General features: G+C 77.0%; 15 protein-coding genes and 2 pseudogenes. 3 read left to right on the forward strand and 14 right to left on the reverse strand.

Annotated elements, in window-relative coordinates; all coding sequences use genetic code 11:
* Window positions 1-169: 169 nt before the first annotated feature.
* The 8 genes and pseudogenes from H7K62_RS07265 to H7K62_RS22140 form a co-directional block, all read right to left on the reverse strand.
* Entirely contained in the window at window positions 170-1,408 is a 1,239-nt protein-coding gene (locus H7K62_RS07265; protein WP_186717271.1) for a hypothetical protein, read from the reverse strand.
* A gap of 46 nt (window positions 1,409-1,454) precedes the next feature.
* Complete coding sequence (locus tag H7K62_RS07270) at window positions 1,455-1,916, reverse strand: SRPBCC family protein (RefSeq protein ID WP_186717272.1); 462 nt, start codon at window positions 1,914-1,916, stop codon at window positions 1,455-1,457.
* A 1-nt stretch (window position 1,917) separates the two neighbouring features.
* Window positions 1,918-2,274, reverse strand: coding sequence for a DivIVA domain-containing protein (locus H7K62_RS07275; protein WP_222437219.1), 357 nt, complete (start codon window positions 2,272-2,274; stop codon window positions 1,918-1,920).
* A 67-nt stretch (window positions 2,275-2,341) separates the two neighbouring features.
* A complete protein-coding gene (locus tag H7K62_RS07280; RefSeq protein ID WP_186717273.1) occupies window positions 2,342-2,950 on the reverse strand; it encodes an LOG family protein in 609 nt (202 codons plus the stop codon).
* A 69-nt stretch (window positions 2,951-3,019) separates the two neighbouring features.
* A complete protein-coding gene (locus H7K62_RS07285; protein ID WP_186717274.1) occupies window positions 3,020-4,519 on the reverse strand; it encodes an amidohydrolase family protein in 1,500 nt (499 codons plus the stop codon).
* Window positions 4,520-4,632: 113 nt separating this feature from the next.
* Complete coding sequence (locus tag H7K62_RS07290; RefSeq protein ID WP_186717275.1) at window positions 4,633-4,911, reverse strand: hypothetical protein; 279 nt, start codon at window positions 4,909-4,911, stop codon at window positions 4,633-4,635.
* Window positions 4,912-5,000: 89 nt separating this feature from the next.
* Window positions 5,001-6,419 (reverse strand): FAD-dependent oxidoreductase, encoded by a 1,419-nt coding sequence (locus H7K62_RS07295; protein WP_186717276.1) that lies wholly within the window; start codon window positions 6,417-6,419, stop codon window positions 5,001-5,003.
* Window positions 6,420-6,439: 20 nt separating this feature from the next.
* Window positions 6,440-7,720 (reverse strand): annotated as a pseudogene (locus H7K62_RS22140) (MFS transporter); the annotation flags it as partial.
* A gap of 157 nt (window positions 7,721-7,877) precedes the next feature.
* On the opposite strand from H7K62_RS22140, the gene H7K62_RS07300 reads away from it, so the two are divergent.
* Window positions 7,878-8,843, forward strand: coding sequence for a LysR family transcriptional regulator (locus H7K62_RS07300; RefSeq protein ID WP_186717277.1), 966 nt, complete (start codon window positions 7,878-7,880; stop codon window positions 8,841-8,843).
* Between the two features lie 21 nt (window positions 8,844-8,864).
* Here H7K62_RS07300 and H7K62_RS22145 read toward each other — a convergent pair.
* Together H7K62_RS22145 and dapE are read right to left on the reverse strand one after the other, a co-directional pair.
* Window positions 8,865-9,884 (reverse strand): annotated as a pseudogene (locus tag H7K62_RS22145) (YihY/virulence factor BrkB family protein); the annotation flags it as partial.
* A complete protein-coding gene (gene dapE, locus H7K62_RS07305; protein ID WP_370591657.1) occupies window positions 9,794-11,011 on the reverse strand; it encodes a succinyl-diaminopimelate desuccinylase in 1,218 nt (405 codons plus the stop codon). The gene dapE and the pseudogene H7K62_RS22145, both read right to left, overlap by 91 nt.
* A gap of 133 nt (window positions 11,012-11,144) precedes the next feature.
* Between dapE and dapD the strand changes: the two genes are divergently transcribed.
* Both dapD and H7K62_RS07315 read left to right on the forward strand, forming a co-directional pair.
* Window positions 11,145-12,188 carry a 2,3,4,5-tetrahydropyridine-2,6-dicarboxylate N-succinyltransferase gene (gene dapD, locus H7K62_RS07310; RefSeq protein ID WP_186717279.1) on the forward strand — a complete coding sequence of 348 codons (1,044 nt, stop codon included), beginning with the start codon at window positions 11,145-11,147 and terminating at the stop codon, window positions 12,186-12,188.
* 40 nt (window positions 12,189-12,228) lie between these two features.
* On the forward strand, window positions 12,229-13,239 hold the full coding sequence (locus H7K62_RS07315; RefSeq protein WP_186717280.1) for a hypothetical protein: 1,011 nt from the start codon (window positions 12,229-12,231) through the stop codon (window positions 13,237-13,239).
* 131 nt (window positions 13,240-13,370) lie between these two features.
* On the opposite strand, the gene H7K62_RS07320 is transcribed toward H7K62_RS07315, so the two are convergent.
* From H7K62_RS07320 to H7K62_RS23625, 4 genes are all read right to left on the reverse strand, one after another.
* The gene (locus H7K62_RS07320) at window positions 13,371-14,690 is read right to left on the reverse strand and encodes a citrate synthase (RefSeq protein WP_186717281.1); all 1,320 of its coding nucleotides are present in this window, start codon (window positions 14,688-14,690) and stop codon (window positions 13,371-13,373) included.
* Window positions 14,691-14,779: 89 nt separating this feature from the next.
* Window positions 14,780-15,955, reverse strand: a complete 1,176-nt coding sequence (dapC, locus tag H7K62_RS07325) for a succinyldiaminopimelate transaminase (RefSeq protein WP_222437275.1) — start codon at window positions 15,953-15,955, stop codon at window positions 14,780-14,782.
* Complete coding sequence (gene fdxA, locus H7K62_RS07330) at window positions 15,952-16,278, reverse strand: ferredoxin (RefSeq protein WP_186717282.1); 327 nt, start codon at window positions 16,276-16,278, stop codon at window positions 15,952-15,954. The genes dapC and fdxA overlap by 4 nt, the downstream gene beginning before the upstream one ends.
* Window positions 16,279-16,332: 54 nt before the next feature.
* Entirely contained in the window at window positions 16,333-18,432 is a 2,100-nt protein-coding gene (locus tag H7K62_RS23625; protein ID WP_186717283.1) for a VanW family protein, read from the reverse strand.
* Window positions 18,433-18,448: the final 16 nt, after the last annotated feature.

The raw sequence follows: 18,448 nt of genomic DNA on the forward strand, positions 1-18,448 counted from the left end.
CCCTTCCACGTGCACTGCACGCCATCGGTGGAGCGGGCGCAGCTGCGCCCGCGGACTGTGAGCATCATCCCATCGGCTGCCGACCGGCGGAAACCGAGGCGTCCACCAGACGGGCGCGACCGCAGGTCACCCGGCGGCCGGCTCGCGCCTCCTCGCCCGCCGGCGCCGGTCACGGCGGCCAGTCCGAGGGCGGCGAGAAGCGCCACAGCCAGGCCACCCAGACCACCTGCAGCGCGAGCCCGGCCACCGCCCACGCGCCCACCGCGCGGCCGGAGCGGGCCTGGACCGCGATGAGCAGCGCCAGCGGCACCTGCAGCAGGAGGTAGCGGAACAGCGACGTCCACGGGTCGAGCACCACCAGCAGGTACGCCTGCTGGGCCAGCACCCAGGCGGGCAGCTCGGGACCCAGCGAGCGGGCCGCCGGTCCGGTGCACCACCACACGAGCGCGAGCAGCAGGCCGACGAGCACCACCGGGCCGGCGGCGTCGCCGAAGAGCTGGGAGGAGGCGCGGAACCACGGCTCCACCCACACCACCTGCCCGCTGCGCCAGGCCGACTGCACCTGCGTGTACGCGTCCGGGATCCCCGTCGCCACGCCCACCGCCACCGGCCACGCCAGGCCCGCGACGCCGCTGGCGACCAGCAGCCCGACCAGCGCCACCCGGTCGCGCACCGGCACGGCCCGCCCCTCGGCGCGCCACCGCGCGAGCGCGTGCACGAGCACCACCAGGGCGAACGGCAGGGCCACGGCGCGTGTGGCGCCCAGGAGCAGCACGGCCAGCACGCACCAGCCGTAGCGCCGCTCCACGAGCGCCAGCAGCGCCCACGCCAGCGCCAGCAGCGCGAGCGACTCCGTGTAGGCGTACTGCAGCACCGGCGCGGCGGGCGCGCAGAGCACCAGCAGCAGCCCCGCGAGCGCCGCGGACTCCCCCGCCACCCGGGCGAACAGCCGCCTCAGGACGACGGCGGCCCCCGCGCCGACCAGCAGCGCGGTGGTCGGCGCCACCGCCTCCCAGCTCCCGCCGGTCACGGTCATGAGCAGCCGGACGAGCATCGGGTAGGCGGGGAAGAAGGCCCACTCGCTCTGCGCGGCAGCACCGCTGTCGGAGCGCGGCAGCGGCAGCGGGTAGCCGTGCTCGGCGATGCTGCGGTACCAGGTGGCGTCCCACAGGTCCGCGGCCATCACCGGGTAGGACGGCGAGCTGGGCGTCCAGACGGAGTCCACCTGGAACCGCGCGACGCACACCGTGACCACGGCGGCGAACAGCCGCGTGGCGGCGTAGACGAGCAGGGCCTGGGCCCACCCGGGCAGGAGCAGGAACCGGGCCCAGGCGGTGGCGCCGGCCCCGGACAGGGCCGCCCCGGCCCGCTGCCGGCCGGAGAGCAGGCCCTCCAGCAGAGCGCTCACGCGCCGGTGCTCACCGGCCGCACCACCGACAGGGTCATCGGGAGGGTCATCGGGAGGACCGCGCCTCGGCCTCGGCGGCGACCTTCTTCAGCGTGCTGCCGAAGGCCAGCCGCCCGCCGACGGCGATGGGCAGGGTGATGACCCGCGACAGCTGCCTGTTGACCAGCGAGATGTCCTCGGTCCAGCGCAGCCGGCACCGATCACCCGGCAGGGGCACCACCTGCACCTCGCCGTGCCCGAGGACCAGCGAGCCGCGGTGGTCGATGGCGGCGGTGCCGGCGCGGGTGGGCGTCGGCGGCTCCCAGGAGGTGACCTCCATGGGGTCGTCGAAGGCCAGGCGGCCGACGCCGCTGCGCCCGGTGAAGCGCGTGCCGACGCCGCCGGTGTCGCGCTCGACGGACATGGTGGTCAGGGGGATCCAGTCGCCGTGGCGGGACCAGTCGGTGACCAGCTCCCAGACGACGTCGGCGGGTGCGGCCACCTCGCGGTGGGCGGTGAAGCGGGCCACGTCAGCTCCCCTCCTCGGGGGTCAGGGCTCGGGTGGGGACGGCGGGGCCGTAGCGGCCGGCGTCGTCGGAGACCGGGGTGCGGGCGGCGGCGGTGAGCGCCTCGAGCCGGCGGTCGCGCTCGGCCAGCTCCTCGCGGAGGCGGTCCAGGACGGCGTCGACCTGGTCCATGCGGTAGCCGCGGGGCACCACCGAGAAGCGGACCTCGTCGAGGTCGGCGGGCTCGAGGGTGCGCGGCGGGAGGGGTCGGTGCGGGCTGCTCGGCGTGGCGGCGGGCATGCCGGCGGGCAGCCGGCCCGCGGCGACGGCCACCACCACCCCGACCACGACCACCGCGAGCAGCAGCAGGACGAGGCTCACGCGGTGATGCTGCCAGACGATCGACGCAGCAGCCCGGCTGACGCCGCGGCCGGCGGGCCCGGGGCCGTCAGGACCCGGCTTCCAGGCCCTCCTGCGTGAGCACGTGCTCCGGGGCCGCGCCGGGTCCACGTGCGGCGAGCCCGGCCTCGACGACGTCGAGCGCCTGCTCCGGGCTCGTCGTCCAGGTCACGGCGTCGGCGGCCGGGCGCTGCACGAAGCCGCCGTCCACGAGCGCCTCCACGGCCCGGCGCAGCGGGTCGAGGACGCCGGTGGGGTCGCAGACCACCACGGGCTTGGCGTGCAGGGCCAGGGCCCTGGAGCTCCACACCTCCAGCAGCTCCTCAAGGGTGCCGAGGCCGCCGGGGAGCACCACGAAGGCGTCGGCGGCGTCGTCCATGAGCCCCTTGCGCTCGCGCATGCCGTCGGTGACCACCAGCTCGTCGGCGTAGCGGTCTCCGACCTCCTTCTCCAGGAGGGCGCGCGGGATCACGCCGTAGGTGCGCCCACCGCCCTCGCGGACGGCCTTGGCGACGGCGCCCATCATCGAGACCGAGCCGCCCCCGGAGACCAGGGAGTGGCCGCGGGCGGCGATGAGCGCGCCGACGTCAGCCGCCAGCTGGACGTGGACGGGGTCGATCCGCTCGGAGGCGGAGCAGTACACGGCGATCGCGGGCACGGCCCACACCCTGCCAGCCGTCCCCCGCCGCGGACGGGAGGACCGCCCCGCCTCACCCGCCGGCGCTGCTCAGCCGCCCGAGCGCACGGGACGCCCGGGCAGCGCGGTGAGGTCCAGCTGCCCGTCGCGCACCACGAACTCCCCGCCCACCAGCAGGTGGCGCACGCCGGAGCTGGGCAGCACGGCCGCGGCGGAGGCCCTGTCGGTGGTGGCCTCCAGGTCGAGCAGCACGAGGTCGGCGTCGCAGCCGACCGCCACGCGCCCCTTGCGCCGCATCGCCGGCACCCACGGCTCGAGGATCCGCGCGGGTCCGGTGGAGCAGCGCTCCACGGCCTCCAGCAGCGTCCAGTCGCCCCGCTCGCGCACCATCCAGCGCAGCGCCCGCGCGAACGTGCCCGCTGAGCGGGGGTGCACAGCGGCGCCCGGTGGCACCGGCCACTCGTCGTGGACGTCGTAGCGGGTGCCGCGCACCAGCGGCATCGCGTCGGAGGCGACCACCGCGCCGGGCAGCGAGACGGCCCGGGCGAGCAGGGTCTGGTCGGCGGCGTCCCCGGCGTCGAGGAAGTCCACCACGCACAGGCCGCCGGGGTCGGTGGCGCGCAGCTCCCGCAGCCGCTCGGCGTCGCGGACGCGCTCGCCGGTGGGCAGGAACAGGACGTCGGTGGGCTGCACCCCGAGGCGTCCGAGGTGCTCCGGCGCCAGGAACGCGGCGCCGATGCCGGTGCTGAACATCGCGTACGGGTAGGCCTCGGTGGTGACGCGGTTGCCCAGCTCCGCCGCGCGCACCAGGGCGGCGCCGACCTGGTCGACGCGCCGCAGCGAGGTGGAGTTCACGTGGCACAGGTGCAGCGCCGCGCCGGTGCCCGCCGCGGCGGCGATGACCTCCAGCGCCCCGTCCAGGGACGAGCCTGGCTCCAGGGCCGACATGTGCCGGGCGTGCGTGGAGACCCCCACCCCCAGCTGCTCGGCGCGCTGCGCGACGCGGAAGTACTCCTCGCGGCCCGAGCCGGGTGCGTACCCGAGCAGCACCCCGATCCCGAGCGCCCCCTCGGCCACCCCGCCCTCCAGCAGGTCGAGCACGCGGTCCACCTGGGCGGGGGTGGCCGGGCCGAGCCAGCGCGGGTCGGTCTGGTGGCGCTGGAACACCTCCAGGGGCGTGGTGGCCCGCTCCCCCGGCGCGTAGCGGGGCAGCGGCACCTGCGCCATGACGTGCAGGCGCGCCAGCGCCCAGGAGGCGGAGAAGCCGAAGTTCAGCGGGCGCCCCTCGGCCTCCGCCTCGGCGTAGTGCGCCGCCACCGGCAGCGCACCGGACTCCAGGTCGAGCGCGGTGGTGACGCCGTCGAGGGCCTGCAGGCGGTGCCCGGTGGGCGACTGCGCGTGGCTGTGCAGGTCGATGAACCCGGGCGCCAGCACCAGCCCGGACGCGTCGAGCACCGTCGTCGTCGTCGAGGGCGGGGGGTCGCCGGGACCGACGTGGGTGATGCGGTCACCGGTCACCCCCACGGTCATCACCTGGTCGGTGCCGGTGTCCGGGTCCACCACCCGGGCACCGCGGAACAGCACGTCCACCCGGTCCCCCCTCGTCCTGCGCGGAACAGCGAGGCTAGGACGACGACGGCGGCGCGGTCACCGGGCGGTCTGCACAGCGGGCGGGCCGCCGGTGTGGGACGTGCACACCGGCCTCAGCCGGCGACGGCCACCTCACCCGTGCTCGGACCGTGCGGGGACCGCGGCCGGCGCGGCGCGGCGGCCACGGCGGCGTCGGTGAGGGCGCGCACCAGGTCCGCGGCGTCCTCCGGGTCGAGCCGCAGCGTGGTGGCGCAGACGTCGCCGTCCCACAGCGAGAGCACCACGAGCCCGCCGCCGGGGGCGTCCGGGTGGGTGGTCACCCGCAGGGCGCGGGAGGAGCGGTCGCGGTCGCGCACGACCGCGCTGCGGGCGGGAGCCGGGACGACGCGCATGGCCGATCATCAGCCCTGCTCACAGCGCCGCGCCAGTCCCCGGACGGCCCCACCTCGGACGGTCACCGCGTGGCGCCGGTGTGTCGCCGTCAGCCGCGCTGGCAGGCCGCCTCCACGGCCTGCGCGGCCTTGCGCGCGGCGATGAGCACCGGGTCCCACACGGGCGCGAACGGCGGGGCGTAGGCGAGGTCGAGGGACAGGACCTCCTCCACGGTCATCTCGTTCCAGACGCAGATGGCCAGGGCGTCCACGCGCTTGCCGGCTCCCGCCCGCCCCACCACCTGGCCGCCGAGCAGGCGCCCGCTGCGCTCGTCGGCGATGAGCTTGACCCGCACCGGCTCCGACCCCGGCATGTACCCGGCGGTGGTGGTGGAGTCGACGGCGGCGGTCACCACGCGGAACCCGGCCGCGGCGGCCTCGTCGCTGGACAGGCCCGTGCGCCCGATCTCGACGCGGCAGACCTTGGTGATGGCCGTGCCGACCACGCCCGGGAAGGTGGCGTACCCGCCGCCGAGGTTGATGCCCGCCACCCTGCCCTGCTTGTTGGCGTGCGTGCCGAGCGGCACGTGCACCCCGCGGCCGGAGACGCGGTGGCGCACCTCGGTGCAGTCGCCCGCGGCCCACACCCCCTCGGCCCGGGTGCGCTGGGAGACGTCGACGGCGATGGCTCCGGACTCCCCCAGCGGCACGCCGGCCTGGCGGGCGAGCGCCACCGAGGGCTCCACGCCCAGCCCCAGCACGACGAGGTCGCACGGGAGCTCGAGGCCGCTGGCGGTGTGCACGGCGCGCACCCGCCCGCCCTCGGCCGCCGGGGCCAGCTCCAGGCCGCACACCTCCTCGCCGGTGAGCAGGTGCACGCCCTCGCCGCGGACGGCGTCGGCGATGAAGGCGCCCGTGTCGTCGTCCACCGTGCCCAGCGGGGTCTCGCCGCGCTGCACCACCGTGACGTGCAGGCCGCGGACCGCGCACGCCTCGGCGACCTCCAGGCCGATGTAGCCGCCGCCGACCACCACCACGCGCCGCACGTCCCCGCCGTCCAGGTCCGCGATGAGCGCCGAGCCGTCGTCGAGGGTCTGCACCCCGTGCACGCCGGCCTCCGGCCCGGCGTCGAAGCCGGGGGCGTCGGGGCGGCGCGGCACGGCACCGGTGGCGAGGACCAGCTGGTCGAAGCCGTCGGTGCCCTCGCCGTCGGCGCTGCGCCAGGCGACGGTGCGGGCGGCCAGGTCGACGCCCACCACCTCGGTGCCCATCCGCAGGTCGACCCCGCGACGGCGGTGCTCCTCGGGCGTGCGCGCCACGAGGGCGTCACGGCCCTCGACCACCCCGCTCACCCAGTACGGGATGCCGCACGCCGAGTACGACGTGGCGCTGCCGCGCTCGAACGCGACGACCTCCAGGTCGCGGCCGCGGGGCCGCTGGCGACCGGCCTGCTGGAGAGCCTGCGAGGCCGCCGCCATGCCGGCTGCGTCACCTCCGACGACGACGACGCGCGAGCGGCCGGGAGCCATGTGCTCGACGCTAGCCGGAGATCGCCGGCGCGCGCGGCGACGGCCCTCCCGACGCTCTGAGCGGGGTGGACGCCCACCCGCCGGGCGAGCAGGACGGCCACCACGAGGGCCGCCGCGGCCGGCACGAGCCCGCAGAACGCGAGCCCCACCCGGGCGCCCCAGGTCTGCGTGATCCAGCCGACCAGGGGCGCGCCGACGGGCGTGCCGCCGACGAAGGCCAGCAGGTACAGGCCCATGACGCGGCCGCGGACGTCCGGGTCCACCCAGAGCTGCACCGAGGAGTTGGCCATCGCCTGGAAGGCCAGGTTGACCAGTCCCACGGCCACGAGCACCACCAGCAGGACCGCGGCGTTCGGCGCGAGCGAGGCGCCGGCCTGCAGCGCCCCGAAGCCCAGGCAGGCGGCCACGATGAGGCGCAGCCGGGTGGTGGCGCGCGTACCGGCCACGAGCGCCCCGGCGGTGGAGCCCAGGGCGAGGGCGGTGTTGAAGGCGCCGTAGAGCGCCGGCCCAGACATCGAGGAGTGGAGCACGTCCGTGGCCATGGCCGTGAGCACCACCGGGAAGTTCAGCCCGAAGGTCCCGACCACCCCCACCAGCACGATCGTCACCAGCACGTGGGGGCGCTGGCGCACGTGGGCCAGCGCGTCGCGGACGCTCCCCCGGTCGCGGGGCGCCCCCGGCGCGCGCGGGCCACCGGCAGCCGGCCGGGTGAGCAGGTCGGCGGGGCGCAGCAGCGCCAGCGCCACCAGCGGCGCGGTGAAGCAGACGGCGGTGGCGGCGAAGGCCCACCCGGTGCCGGCGGTGCTGATGAGCGTGGCGGCCACGGCCGGGCCGAGGAGGCGCGAGGTCTGGAAGACGGCGGAGTTCAGGGAGACGGCGCCGCGCAGGTGGTCGGCGGGGACGAGCTCGCCGGCGAAGGCCTGGCGGGCGGGGCCGTCGACGGCGGTGACGCACCCGGCCAGGAGCGCGAGCACCCACACGAGCGGCGCGGTGGCGACGCCGGTGAGGGTGATGGCCGCGAGGGTGGCGGTGAGGGTGAGGAAGGCCGCCTGGGTGAGCATGAGCAGGGTCCGCTTGGGGAACCTGTCGGCCAGCTGCCCGGCCTTGAGGCCGAGCAGGAGCACGGGGGCGAACTGGCACGCCATGGTCACGCCGACGGCGGCGGGGCTGCCGGTGAGCTCGAGCACGAGCCAGTCGGTGGCGATGTTCTGCATCCAGACGCCGGTGCTGGCGACGGCGTGGCCTGCGAGGTAGGTGCGGTACGGGCGGTTGGACAGCGGCGCGAGGGCGCGGGGGGCCACGGGGTCTCTTCCGGCGGGGGCGGGTGGTGCAGCGGCGGCGGTGCGTCGGACCGACCGTCACGCACTGTTGCCGCTGGGAACCACCCTCTCGCGCGGACGGGTCGCTACGCAGCATCATCGGACCCGATCGGTGCTCTGACTGCCATCATGGTCCGTGATGAGCGAGCGGGCAGCGGCTGGCCAGGCCGGGTACGACGTGGCGCAGCTGCGCTCCTTCCTCGCCGTGGCGCAGGCCCGCAGCTTCACGCGCGCGGCCGCGCGCCTCGGGGTGGGGCAACCCACGGTGAGCCAGCACGTGCGCAAGCTCGAGGCGGCCACGGGCCGGGTGCTGGTGCTGCGGGACACCCGCACGGTCTCGCTCACGCCCGACGGCGAGGCGATGATCGGCCTGGCTCAGGAGATCGTGGCGGCCCACGAGCGCGCCACCGCCTACTTCCGCGGGCACCGCCCGCACGGCCGACTGCGGATGGGCATGTCCGACGACCTGGCGCTGACCAGGCTGCCCGCCATCCTGCGCGAGTTCCGCCGGGAGAACCCCCTCGTGGACCTCGACCTCACGGTGGACCAGTCCGGCACGCTGCACCGCCGCCTGGCCGCCGACCGGCTCGACGTCTACGTGGGGCGCCGCCCGGCCGCGGGCGACGGCAACCGCCACGCCACCGGCGCCGAGATCCCCGAGCAGCTGGTCAGCCGCGAGCGCATGGTGTGGGTCGGCACACCGACCACGCACATCGACCCGTCGGCCCCCGTGCCACTGGTGCTCTACCCGCCGCCGTCGCTGGCGAGGACGGCGATGGAGGAGGCGCTGCAGCGCTCCGGCACCGCCTACCGCACGGCGGCGCTGTGCCGCGGCACCAACGGCCTCATCGCGGCCGTCGCCGCGGGCATCGGCGTCTCGGCGGTCCCGCGCAGCCTGGTGCCGCTGCAGCTGTCAGCGCTGCGCACGGAGCGACGAGCGGACAGGCGGCCAGACGGGCGCGGCGACGTCCCCGCGGTCCGCCTGCCCGAGCTCGGCACCATCGACCTGGTGCTCCTCACCAACCCGCGCACCGCCGACCGCCCGGCCTCCCGGGCGCTGGTGGCCGCCGTGCTCGCCAGCGGCCCCTCCGGCGTCTCCGCCTGAGGCGGCGGCCCACTCCTCGTTGACGAGGCCGCCCAGCAGCACCACGCCGCTGCCGAACCAGCCCAGCAGCATCACCGCCACCAGCGCGCCCACCACGGTGGCGGCGGCCTGCACCGCCTCGTCCCCGGAGGTCGTGACGGGCCCGGGGGTGCCCAGCACCGCCAGCGAGGCCCGGAAGGCCACCACCAGGCCCACGAGCGCCGCCGTGGCCAGCACCGCCCCCGGCACCACCGAGCGCCACGCCACCCGCACCGGTGCGCCCACGCGGTAGAGCAGGGCGAGCCCGGCGGCCACCACCACCAGCAGCACGGGCCACCGGCCCACCGCCCACACCGTGGCGAAGACCTCCCCGCCGCCGACCGCTGCCGCCAGCCGCTCGCCGCCGCCCAGCAGCGGGCCCACCACCAGCACGAGGAGCATGAGCGAGCCCGCCACCACCCCCACGAAGGTCAGCGCGAACGACAGCAGGAACAGCAGCACGGGGCGGCGCTCCTCCACGGGCGTCTCGCCCTCGCGCAGCACCCGCAGCGCCGAGCGGACCACGCGGCTGGCCACCACCAGCGCCACCAGCGCCGACCCGGCGGTGAACCCGCTGGAGTCCTGCGCGAGCAGCTCGCGCACCAGCGGCGCCCCGAGGCTGGCCGCCAGCGCCGGGCTGAGCGCGGCCTCCAGGAGCTGCACGAGGAAGGCCTGGGCGTCCCCCACCGCCTCGGGGTCCAGCCAGCGGCCCAGCAGCCCCAGGCCCGTGCCCAGCGCGGTCAGCAGCGGGACGGCGGACAGCAGCAGGTAGAAGCACATCTCCGCGGCGCGCCCGCCCAGGCGCAGCCCGGAGGCCCGCAGGGCCACCCGCGCGGCCACCGCCACGGGGTTGCGGCCGCGCAGCCTCCACGGCGTCCGCTGGGCGGGCGCCTGGAGCCTGACGACGAGCCGCGTCGGGGGCACGACCCCGGCTACCGACCGGCCGCGGCGGACGTCGTCGTCGGCAGGAGCCAGGCCAGGAGCGCCTCGCGGCACTCGCGGACCTCCTCCACCGGGCACCACTCGCCCGCGGTGTGCGCGAGCAGCGGGTCACCGGGGCCGAAGTTCACCGCGGGGACGCCCAGCTCGGAGAAGCGGGCGACGTCGGTCCAGCCGAGCTTGGCCACGGGCTGGCGGCCGCTGCGCGCGAGCACCTGCCGCACGAAGTCGCGGGCGGCGGGGTGGTCCAGGCCGGGCCGCGCGCCCGGAGCGGCGTCGACGACCACCACCTCGGCGCCGACCTCCTCCTCCAGCCCGGCGAAGACCCCGCGCACGTGCTCCTCGGCCTGCGCCGGGGTGAAGCACGGGGCGAAGCGGTGGTTCACGGTGACGGTGCAGGCGTCGGGGATGACGTTGCCGGCCACCCCACCGCTGATGCCGACCGCGTTGAGGCCCTCGCGGTAGACGAGGCCGTCCACCTCGACGCTGCGCGCCTCGTAGGCGGCCAAGCGGGCGAGCACGGGCGCCGCGAGGTGGACGGCGTTGAGGCCCACCCACGAGCGCGCCGAGTGCGCGGCGCGGCCCGTGAGGCGCACCTCGGCGCGCAGCGTGCCGTTGCAGCCGCCCTCGATGCTGGCGTTCGTCGGCTCGCCGAGGACGGCGACGTCGCCCGCGAGCCAGTCCGGGCGGCGGCGCGCGAGGCGGCCCAGGCCGTTGAGGGCCGAGTCGACCTCCTCGTGGTCGTAGAAGACCCACGTGACGTCGCGGGGGACGCGGCGCGGCTCGGTGGCGAGGGCGTCCGCCACGGCCGCGGCCGCCGACAGCGCCATCGCCACACCGCCCTTCATGTCCGTGGAGCCGCGGGCCACCAGCCGGTCCACGCCGTCCACCACCTCGCGGCGCGAGGGCACGTCGTCGCCGGCCAGCGGCACCGTGTCGAGGTGCCCGGCGACGACGACGCGCTCGGCCCGGCCGAGGCGGGTGCGGGCCACCACGGCGTCCCCGTCGCGCAGGACCTCGTAGTGGGCGGCGCCGCCCTCGCGGGCGCCGAGGCGGCGCAGCGCGTCCTCCACGAGGTCGGCCAGGGGCCCCTCCCGCCCGCTCACCGACTCGACGTCGCAGACCGCGGCCGCCAGGTCGACCACGTCCCCGGCGAGGTCGAGCGACCGCTCGGGCGCTGGCTGGGGGTTCCTCCCGGTGGTGCTGCTCACGGCGACGACCCTACGGCGGTCCGGGCCGCTCGTCGGTGATCGCGGCCGGTGGGCCACCCGGTCGCCCCGGTCGGGCCGGACCGGGGTGCGCAACCCCGCCACACGCGTCCCAGGCGCACCTACCCTGTGGGTCATGAGCACGGAAGTCAGCCCCGGAGCCGGCACGGACGCGACCAGCACCCCCAGCCCCCGCAGGGCCTGGGGCTACGGCCTGGCCACCACGGCCGTCGTGGACGGCGCGGCCGGCCAGGTGCTCGACACCTGGTACCCCTCCCCGGCGCTCGGACCGGCACCCGAGGACGACAGCCCCTACGCCGTGCCCGCCGCCCTGGCCGCCCTGGAGGGCGAGGACCCCGCGCGCGGCGTGCGCACGCACGTGGTGCGCACCGAGGTGGACCTCGACGCCCCGCCCGCCGACGCGCCCGACGCCTACCTGCGCCTGCACCTGCTCTCCGCGCGGCTGGCCGCGCCGCGGACCATCAACCTCGACGGGCTCTTCGGCACGCTCGCCAACGTCGTCTGGACCGACCGCGGCCCGTGCCCGGTGGCCGGGTTCGAGCAGGCGCGGCTGCGCCTGCGCGCCCACGGGCCGGTGCAGGTCTTCGGCGTCGACAAGTTCCCGCGCATGGTCGACTACGTGCTCCCCACGGGCGTGCGCATCGCCGACGCCGACCGCGTGCGCCTGGGCGCGCACCTGGCCGAGGGCACCACGGTCATGCACGAGGGCTTCGTGAACTTCAACGCCGGCACGCTCGGCGCCTCGATGGTGGAGGGGCGCATCTCCGCGGGCGTCGTCGTCGGGGACGGCAGCGACGTCGGCGGCGGCGCCTCGATCATGGGGACGCTGTCCGGTGGTGGCACGCAGGTGGTCTCCGTCGGGAAGCGCTCCCTGCTGGGCGCCAACGCCGGCATCGGGATCTCCCTCGGGGACGACTGCGTGGTCGAGGCCGGCCTGTACGTCACCGCGGGCACCAAGGTCGTGCTCACCGGCGACCTGGCGCGGGCGCACGCCCCGCAGGGCTGGCAGCCGGGCGACGACGCCGTCGTGGTCAAGGCGCGCGAGCTGTCGGGCCTGGACGGGCTGCTCTTCCGCCGCAACTCCACCTCCGGCGCCGTCGAGGCGGTCGCGCTGACCAAGGCCGCCGTCGTCCTCAACGACGCCCTGCACGCCAACTGAGGCCAGCCCTCCCCGCACCTCCCGGAGCACCCGCACCCCCATGGCCACCGTGCAGCAGCGACGCCGCCGCCCGCCGCCCCCGCCGCCGCGCCGGCGCGCGGGTGGCGGCCACCGCGTGCTCGGGCGCCTCGTGGGGACCGCTGCGGTGCTCGCGGTGCTCGCCGGCGGCGCCTGGGTGGCGGTGCAGCAGGTCGCGCCGTCGAGCACGGTGGTGGTGGAGCGGTGCACGGCGGTCAGCGGTGACGCGGCCACCCCGTACGACCTCGCCCCCGACCAGGCCGCCAACGCCGCGCTCATCACCGCCGTGGTGCAGCAGCGGGGCATGCCGCCGCGCGCGGCCACCATCGCCCTGGCCACGGCGGTGCAGGAGAGCAAGCTGCGCAACATCACCTACGGGGACCGCGACTCCCTCGGCCTGTTCCAGCAGCGGCCCTCGCAGGGGTGGGGCACCGCGGCGCAGATCCAGGACCCGGTCTACGCCACCAACGCCTTCCTCGACGTGCTGCAGAAGGTGGACGGGTACGCGGACGCCCCCATCACCGAGGTGGCCCAGCGGGTGCAGCGGTCGGCCTTCCCCGACGCCTACGCCGACCACGAGCCGGAGGGCCGGGCCTACGCCTCCGCGCTCACCGGGTACTCCCCCGCCGCGCTCACCTGCCGGCTCCGCCCGGCCACCGACTCCTCGGCCGAGACCGCGGCGGCGAACGGGTACTGGCCGCGCACGCAGCCCCTGGTCGACGCCCTCGCGCGCGAGCGCGGCACGGGCGTGCCCGTCGCCCCCACCGACGAGGGAGCCGGCGCGGTGATCGGCACCCCGGTGGCCGCCGGCGCCACCCCGGACGACGCGCAGCGGCGCGCCGGCTGGTCGGCGGCGCAGTGGGCCGTGGCGCACGCCGCCGACGCCCAGGTGGTGGCCGTCGGCACCGACGGCAGGCAGTGGCGCCGGGACCGCCCGGACGACGGCTGGGTGGACGTGCCGCAGGCCGACCGCGCGCGCCTGGCGCCGGCCGGCGCCGCCGTCGTCCTCGTCGCCGGCGGCCGCGCCGAGTAGCCCTCGAGCTCGCGCCCGCGACCAGGCGCTCGGCTGCGGGTCGGGAGGACGACGACGCCGGGCGCGCAGGAGGGCCGCCCCCGGGTGTCGGGTGCGGCCCTCCTCGGCGTCAGCGCGGCAGCTGCCGCGGGTCAGCGCTCCGTCACGGGCACGTAGTCGCGCTCGCCGGCACCGGTGTAGACCTGGCGCGGGCGGTTGATCTTCATGGCGGGGTCCGTGACGCCCTCGCGCCACTGCGCGATCCACCCCGGCAGGCGACCCAGCGCGAAGAGCACCGTGAACATCCGCGTGGGGAAGCCCATCGCCTGGTAGATCAGGCCGGTGTAGAAGTCGACGTTGGGGTAGAGCTTGCGCTCCACGAAGTAGTCGTCCTGGAGGGCGATCTCCTCCAGGCGCTTGGCGATGTCCAGGAGCGGGTTGTCGGCCCGTGCCAGCACCTGGTCGGCGGTCTTCTTCACGATGGCGGCCCGCGGGTCGTAGTTCTTGTAGACGCGGTGCCCGAAGCCCATGAGGCGCACGCCGTCGCGCTTGTCCTTGACCTTGGCCATGAAGGAGTCGGCGTCGTCGTCGCCGCGGTGGATCGCCTCGAGCATCTCCAGCACGGCCGAGTTGGCGCCGCCGTGCGCGGGACCCGACAGGGCGTGGATGCCGGCCGAGACGGACGCGAAGAGGTTGGCCCCGGAGGAGCCCACCATGCGGACGGTGGAGGTGGAGCAGTTCTGCTCGTGGTCGGCGTGGAGCACGAAGAGCAGGTCGAGCGCCTTGACCATCTCCGGGTCGGGCTCGTACGGCTCGGCGGGCCAGCCGAACGTCATCCGCAGGAAGTTCTCCACCAGGCCCCGGGAGTTGTCCGGGTAGAGCATCGGGCGCCCGGTCGACTTGGAGTACGCGTACGCCGCGATGGTCGGGAGCTTGGCCAGCAGCCGGAACGTCGACAGGTCGACCTGCGCGGCGTCCTTGGGGTTCAGCGAGTCCTGGTAGAAGGTCGACAGCGTCGAGACCGCCGAGCTCAGCACCGGCATCGGGTGCGCGTCGCGCGGGAAGCCGTCGAAGAACCGCTTGAGGTCCTCGTGGAGGATCGTGTGCCGGTTGATCCTGGCCGTGAAGTCGGCCAGCTGGTCCGCCGTGGGCAGCTCGCCGTTGATGAGCAGGTAGCTCACCTCGGCGAAGGTGGAGTGCTCGGCGAGCTGCTCGATCGGGTAGCCGCGGTAGCGCAGCACGCCGGCGTCACCGTCGATGTAGGTGATGTCGCTCTGGCACGAGGCCGTGTTCACGAAGCCCGGGTCGAGCGTGACGAAGTCGGTCCGCTTGAGCAGGCCGGAGACGTCCAGCCCGTCGTTGCCGTCGACCGCGGGCACCACGGTCAGCGGCAGCACGCCCCCGGGGTGGACCAGGGCCACGGGCGATTCCGCGGGCACGGCGGTCAGCGGGCCGGTCGCGGGGTCGGTCATGGCGCGGCTCCTCGTCGTCGGGGTGGTGCGGGGCTGGGACAGCGGACAGGGGCGACGAGCGTCACCCCGAGGTCGTTGCCTGGTGGACGCTACCCGGCCAGGGAGCCCAGCCGTGCAGCGGCGGCCCGGACCCGCTCGTCGGTGGCGGTCAGCGCGACCCTCACGTGCGCGCCCGCTGACGGTCCGTAGAAGTCGCCGGGGGCCACGAGCACCCCCACCCCCGCCAGCCGGTCCAGCAGGTCACGGCCACCGGACCCGCCGGCGCCCTCGGCGGAGCGGGTCCAGAGGTACAGCCCCGCCTCGGAGTGCTCCACCACCAGGCCGGCGCCCTCCAGCGCGGTCCTCAGCACCCGGCGGCGCTCGCGGTAGCGCTCGCGCTGCACGGCCACGTGCTCGTCGTCGGCGAAGGCCGCCGCGACGGCGGCCTGGACGGGGGCCGGCACGATCATCCCGGCGTGCTTGCGCACGGCCAGCAGGTGGGCCACCAGCTCGCGGTCGCCGAGCACCACGGCGCCGCGGTACCCGGCGAGGTTGGAGCGCTTGGACAGCGAGGTGACCAGCAGCAGCCCGTCGTGGCTGCCGGGGCCGGTGCCGCACACGCGGGGGTCCAGGACGCTGGGCACCTCGGGCACGTCCCACGCCAGCTCGGCGTAGCACTCGTCGGAGGCCACCACGGCGCCCTCGGCGCGGGCGCGGTCCACCGCGGCGCGCAGCTGCTCCACGCCCGCCACGGCGCCGGTGGGGTTGGAGGGGCTGTTCAGCCACACCAGCCGCACCCGGTCACCGGCGAGCTGCTCCTCGGTGGGCCAGCCGCCCGGGGGGACGGCGACGGCGCGGGCCCCCGCCAGGCGGGCCCCCACGTCGTAGGTGGGGTAGGCGACCTCGGGGATGACGACGACGTCGCCCGGGCCGAGCCCCAGCTGCGTGGGCAGCCAGGCCACGAGCTCCTTGGAGCCCACGGTCGGCAGCACCGCGGCCGGGTCCAGCCCCACGGCCCCGCGCGTGCGGGCCGCCCACGCGGCGGTCGCCTCGCGCAGGGCGGGCGTGCCCGCCGTCAGCGGGTAGCCGGGGGCGTCCGCGGCGTCCCGCAGGGCGCGCTGCACCACCTCGGGCGTCGGGTCGACCGGGGTGCCGACCGACAGGTCGACGATGCCGCCGGGGTGGCTGCGGGCGCGGTCGGCCGCGGCGCGGATGGTGTCCCAGGGGAAGTCCGGCAGGGCGCCGGTCCGGGAGGCCCCGCCGCCGCGCGCGGACCAGCCGCTCAGTGGCCGGTCTCCTGCGGCGGCAGCGCCCTGACGAGCGGCGCGTCCTTGGCGATGGCGCCGAGCTTGGCGGCACCGCCCGGGGAGCCGATCTCGTCGAAGAACGCCGCGTTGTCCGTGGTGTAGTCCGCCCACTGCGCGGGGACGTCGTCCTCGTAGTAGATCGCCTCGACCGGGCACACCGGCTCGCAGGCGCCGCAGTCGACGCACTCGTCGGGGTGGATGTACAGCGACCGGCTGCCCTCGTAGATGCAGTCGACCGGGCACTCCTCCACGCAGGCGCGGTCCTTCAGGTCGACGCAGGGCTGCGCGATCACGTAGGTCACGCCACCAGTGTTCCACCCGCCCGCCCGTCGCGACGAGCGGAGGTCGCACCGGGGTCAGTCCAGCGCCAGCGGCACCCCGGTCGAGGTCCCGCCACCGGGCGCGGTGCAGGTGACGGCGGCGCGCGGGGCGTAGGTGGTGGTCACCTCGTCGGTGACGGGGGCCCCGGTGCGCCCGGTGCCCGCCCGCGGCGCCGTGGTGCGCGTGACGGTGGTGGTGAAGCCGTCCTGCCCGGGCTGCCCCACGCACTGCGGGGAGGGGTCGGACAGCTGGGGCGCGGGTCGCACGTCGGAGGCCGGTGACGTGCTGAGGGAGACCTGGCGGTCGGGTGCTCCCCACACCTGCACCCGCAGCGCGCCGTCGACCACCTCCGCGCGCAGCAGGGCGCCCTTCGGGTCGCCGTCCACGGCGGGCTGGGAGACCACCAGCGGGGTGCCGGCGCCCACCACCGCGTCCAGGCCCGCGGGGTCGCGGGGGTTCCACGAGACCGGCGCCGTGCGCGAGTCCACCTGGAGCCCCGCGGCGTAGGCGGCGGCGTGCACCGCGGAGGCCACCTGCGTGGTGCCCGCGGCCAGCGAGGAGGTGGCGCGGCCGTCGACCACCACGGTGGCCGGCACCCAGCCGGCCTCCGCGCTGGGCGCGCCGGTGCGGGCGCCCACGTCGAGCGACTGCCCCGGGCCCAGCAGGGCTCCGTCGAGGGCGCGAGCGGCCGCGGTGACGTCCTGCGTGCGGGCCGGGTCGGCCGTCAGCGGCGAGACGACCTGCCCCAGCAGCGCGGTGACGCCCATCGCGGTGACCGCCTCGGTGGACAGGTCCGGCGCCACGGACCGGGTGGTGGCCCTGGCGGTCCGGGCGTCGCCCGTGGCCACGAGCGCGGCGGCGGCGGCGTGCGCGAGCGAGGCCGGGTCCGGCTCGGAGCCGGCGACGGCGGGGACCACCACGGGGGCAGCGCCGCTGGTGTCCACCCGGGCGTCCTGCGCCGCGGTCCGGGTGGCGGGGTCGGCGGTGGCCACGGCGTCGGCGAGGGCGGCACCGTCCACGTGCAGGCGCAGCGCCGGGCCGTCCAGCACCACCGACAGCGCGGGCACCACCTGCGCCGGGGTCAGCACCACGGTCCGGCCGGCGACCTCGACCGCGAGCGGGGCGGAGACGGCGGGGCGCGCCTGCGTCTGCAGGGCGGCGTCGACGGCGTCGACGGTGGCCTTCGGCTGGACGGTGTGCGCCGGGAGCGGCAGCGGCCGCTGGCCGCCGGGCTCCCCCGGCGCCGCGAGCCAGGCCCGGCGCACCAGCGCCGTCGCCGCGTCGCGGTCCAGCCCGGTGCCGGGCACCGGCGCCACGGCCACCGGCTGGCCGGAGGTGAAGCTGACCGAGCCCTCCACGGCGGGCACGTCCAGCGCCACCGCCGCCCGGTCCAGGGCCGCGGCCAGGTCCGCGTCGGTGCCCTCGAGCACGGGGGCCACCGCGCCGCGCCCGCGGAGCTGGTGCCACAGGGTGGTCGGCAGCCCGGCGGGCCCGATGGCCCGCGACACCGTCGCGGGGGCGTCCAGGTGCAGCTGGGCGACGCCCGGGTCCACCGTCGTGGTGCGGCCGTCCTGGCCGGGGGCGTCCAGGCGCACCGCCAGCGGCGAGTCCAGGCGCGGCTCGAGCGTGCGGGCGAGCAGCTGGACGGCGGCCTCGCGGTCGAGGCCGCCGATCGCGACCCCGGCCACGGTGGTGCCCTCGGGCACCCGGTCGGCCAGGCGGAAGGACGCCCCGGACCAGGCAGCGGCCACCAGGCCCGCGGCCGACACGAGGGCCAGCACGCGCACGCGCTGGCTGCGGCTGACCGACGCCTCGTCGGGCGCACCGGCGCCGGGCCGGGTGAGCACCGCGGTGGCCCGGGCGGGTCCCGCCACCGCGGCGGCACCGGTCTCGGGCAGGACGACGACGCCGCTGGTCGCGCCACCCGCCGCTGGCGCCGGACCGGCGTCGTCCGCGCGGGGGTCGCCGTCGTCGGCGGCGGCGTCGCTGCCCTCGCTGCCGTCGTCGAGCGCGTCGGAGCGGTGCTGCGGCCGGCGCTGGGCCGGCACGCGGGCGCTGCCGTCCGTGCCGGGCGGCGCGGTCGCCCCGCGCTCGAGCATCTCCAGCAGCTGCGCCGCCCCACCAGCCCGTCCCACGCCAGCGAGGCTAAGG

The organism is Quadrisphaera sp. RL12-1S (assembly GCF_014270065.1).
GTDB lineage: Bacteria > Actinomycetota > Actinomycetes > Actinomycetales > Quadrisphaeraceae > Quadrisphaera.

What these genes read in the sequence shown, in the direction of transcription:
- H7K62_RS07290 (WP_186717275.1), bottom strand. Translation starts at nt 4,911, where the DNA reads ATGCGCGTCGTCCCGGCTCCCGCCCGCAGCGCGGTCGTGCGCGACCGC.
- H7K62_RS07295 (WP_186717276.1), bottom strand. Translation starts at nt 6,419, where the DNA reads ATGGCTCCCGGCCGCTCGCGCGTCGTCGTCGTCGGAGGTGACGCAGCC.
- H7K62_RS07300 (WP_186717277.1), top strand. Translation starts at nt 7,878, where the DNA reads ATGAGCGAGCGGGCAGCGGCTGGCCAGGCCGGGTACGACGTGGCGCAG.
- dapD (WP_186717279.1), top strand. Translation starts at nt 11,145, where the DNA reads ATGAGCACGGAAGTCAGCCCCGGAGCCGGCACGGACGCGACCAGCACC.
- H7K62_RS07315 (WP_186717280.1), top strand. Translation starts at nt 12,229, where the DNA reads ATGGCCACCGTGCAGCAGCGACGCCGCCGCCCGCCGCCCCCGCCGCCG.
- H7K62_RS07320 (WP_186717281.1), bottom strand. Translation starts at nt 14,690, where the DNA reads ATGACCGACCCCGCGACCGGCCCGCTGACCGCCGTGCCCGCGGAATCG.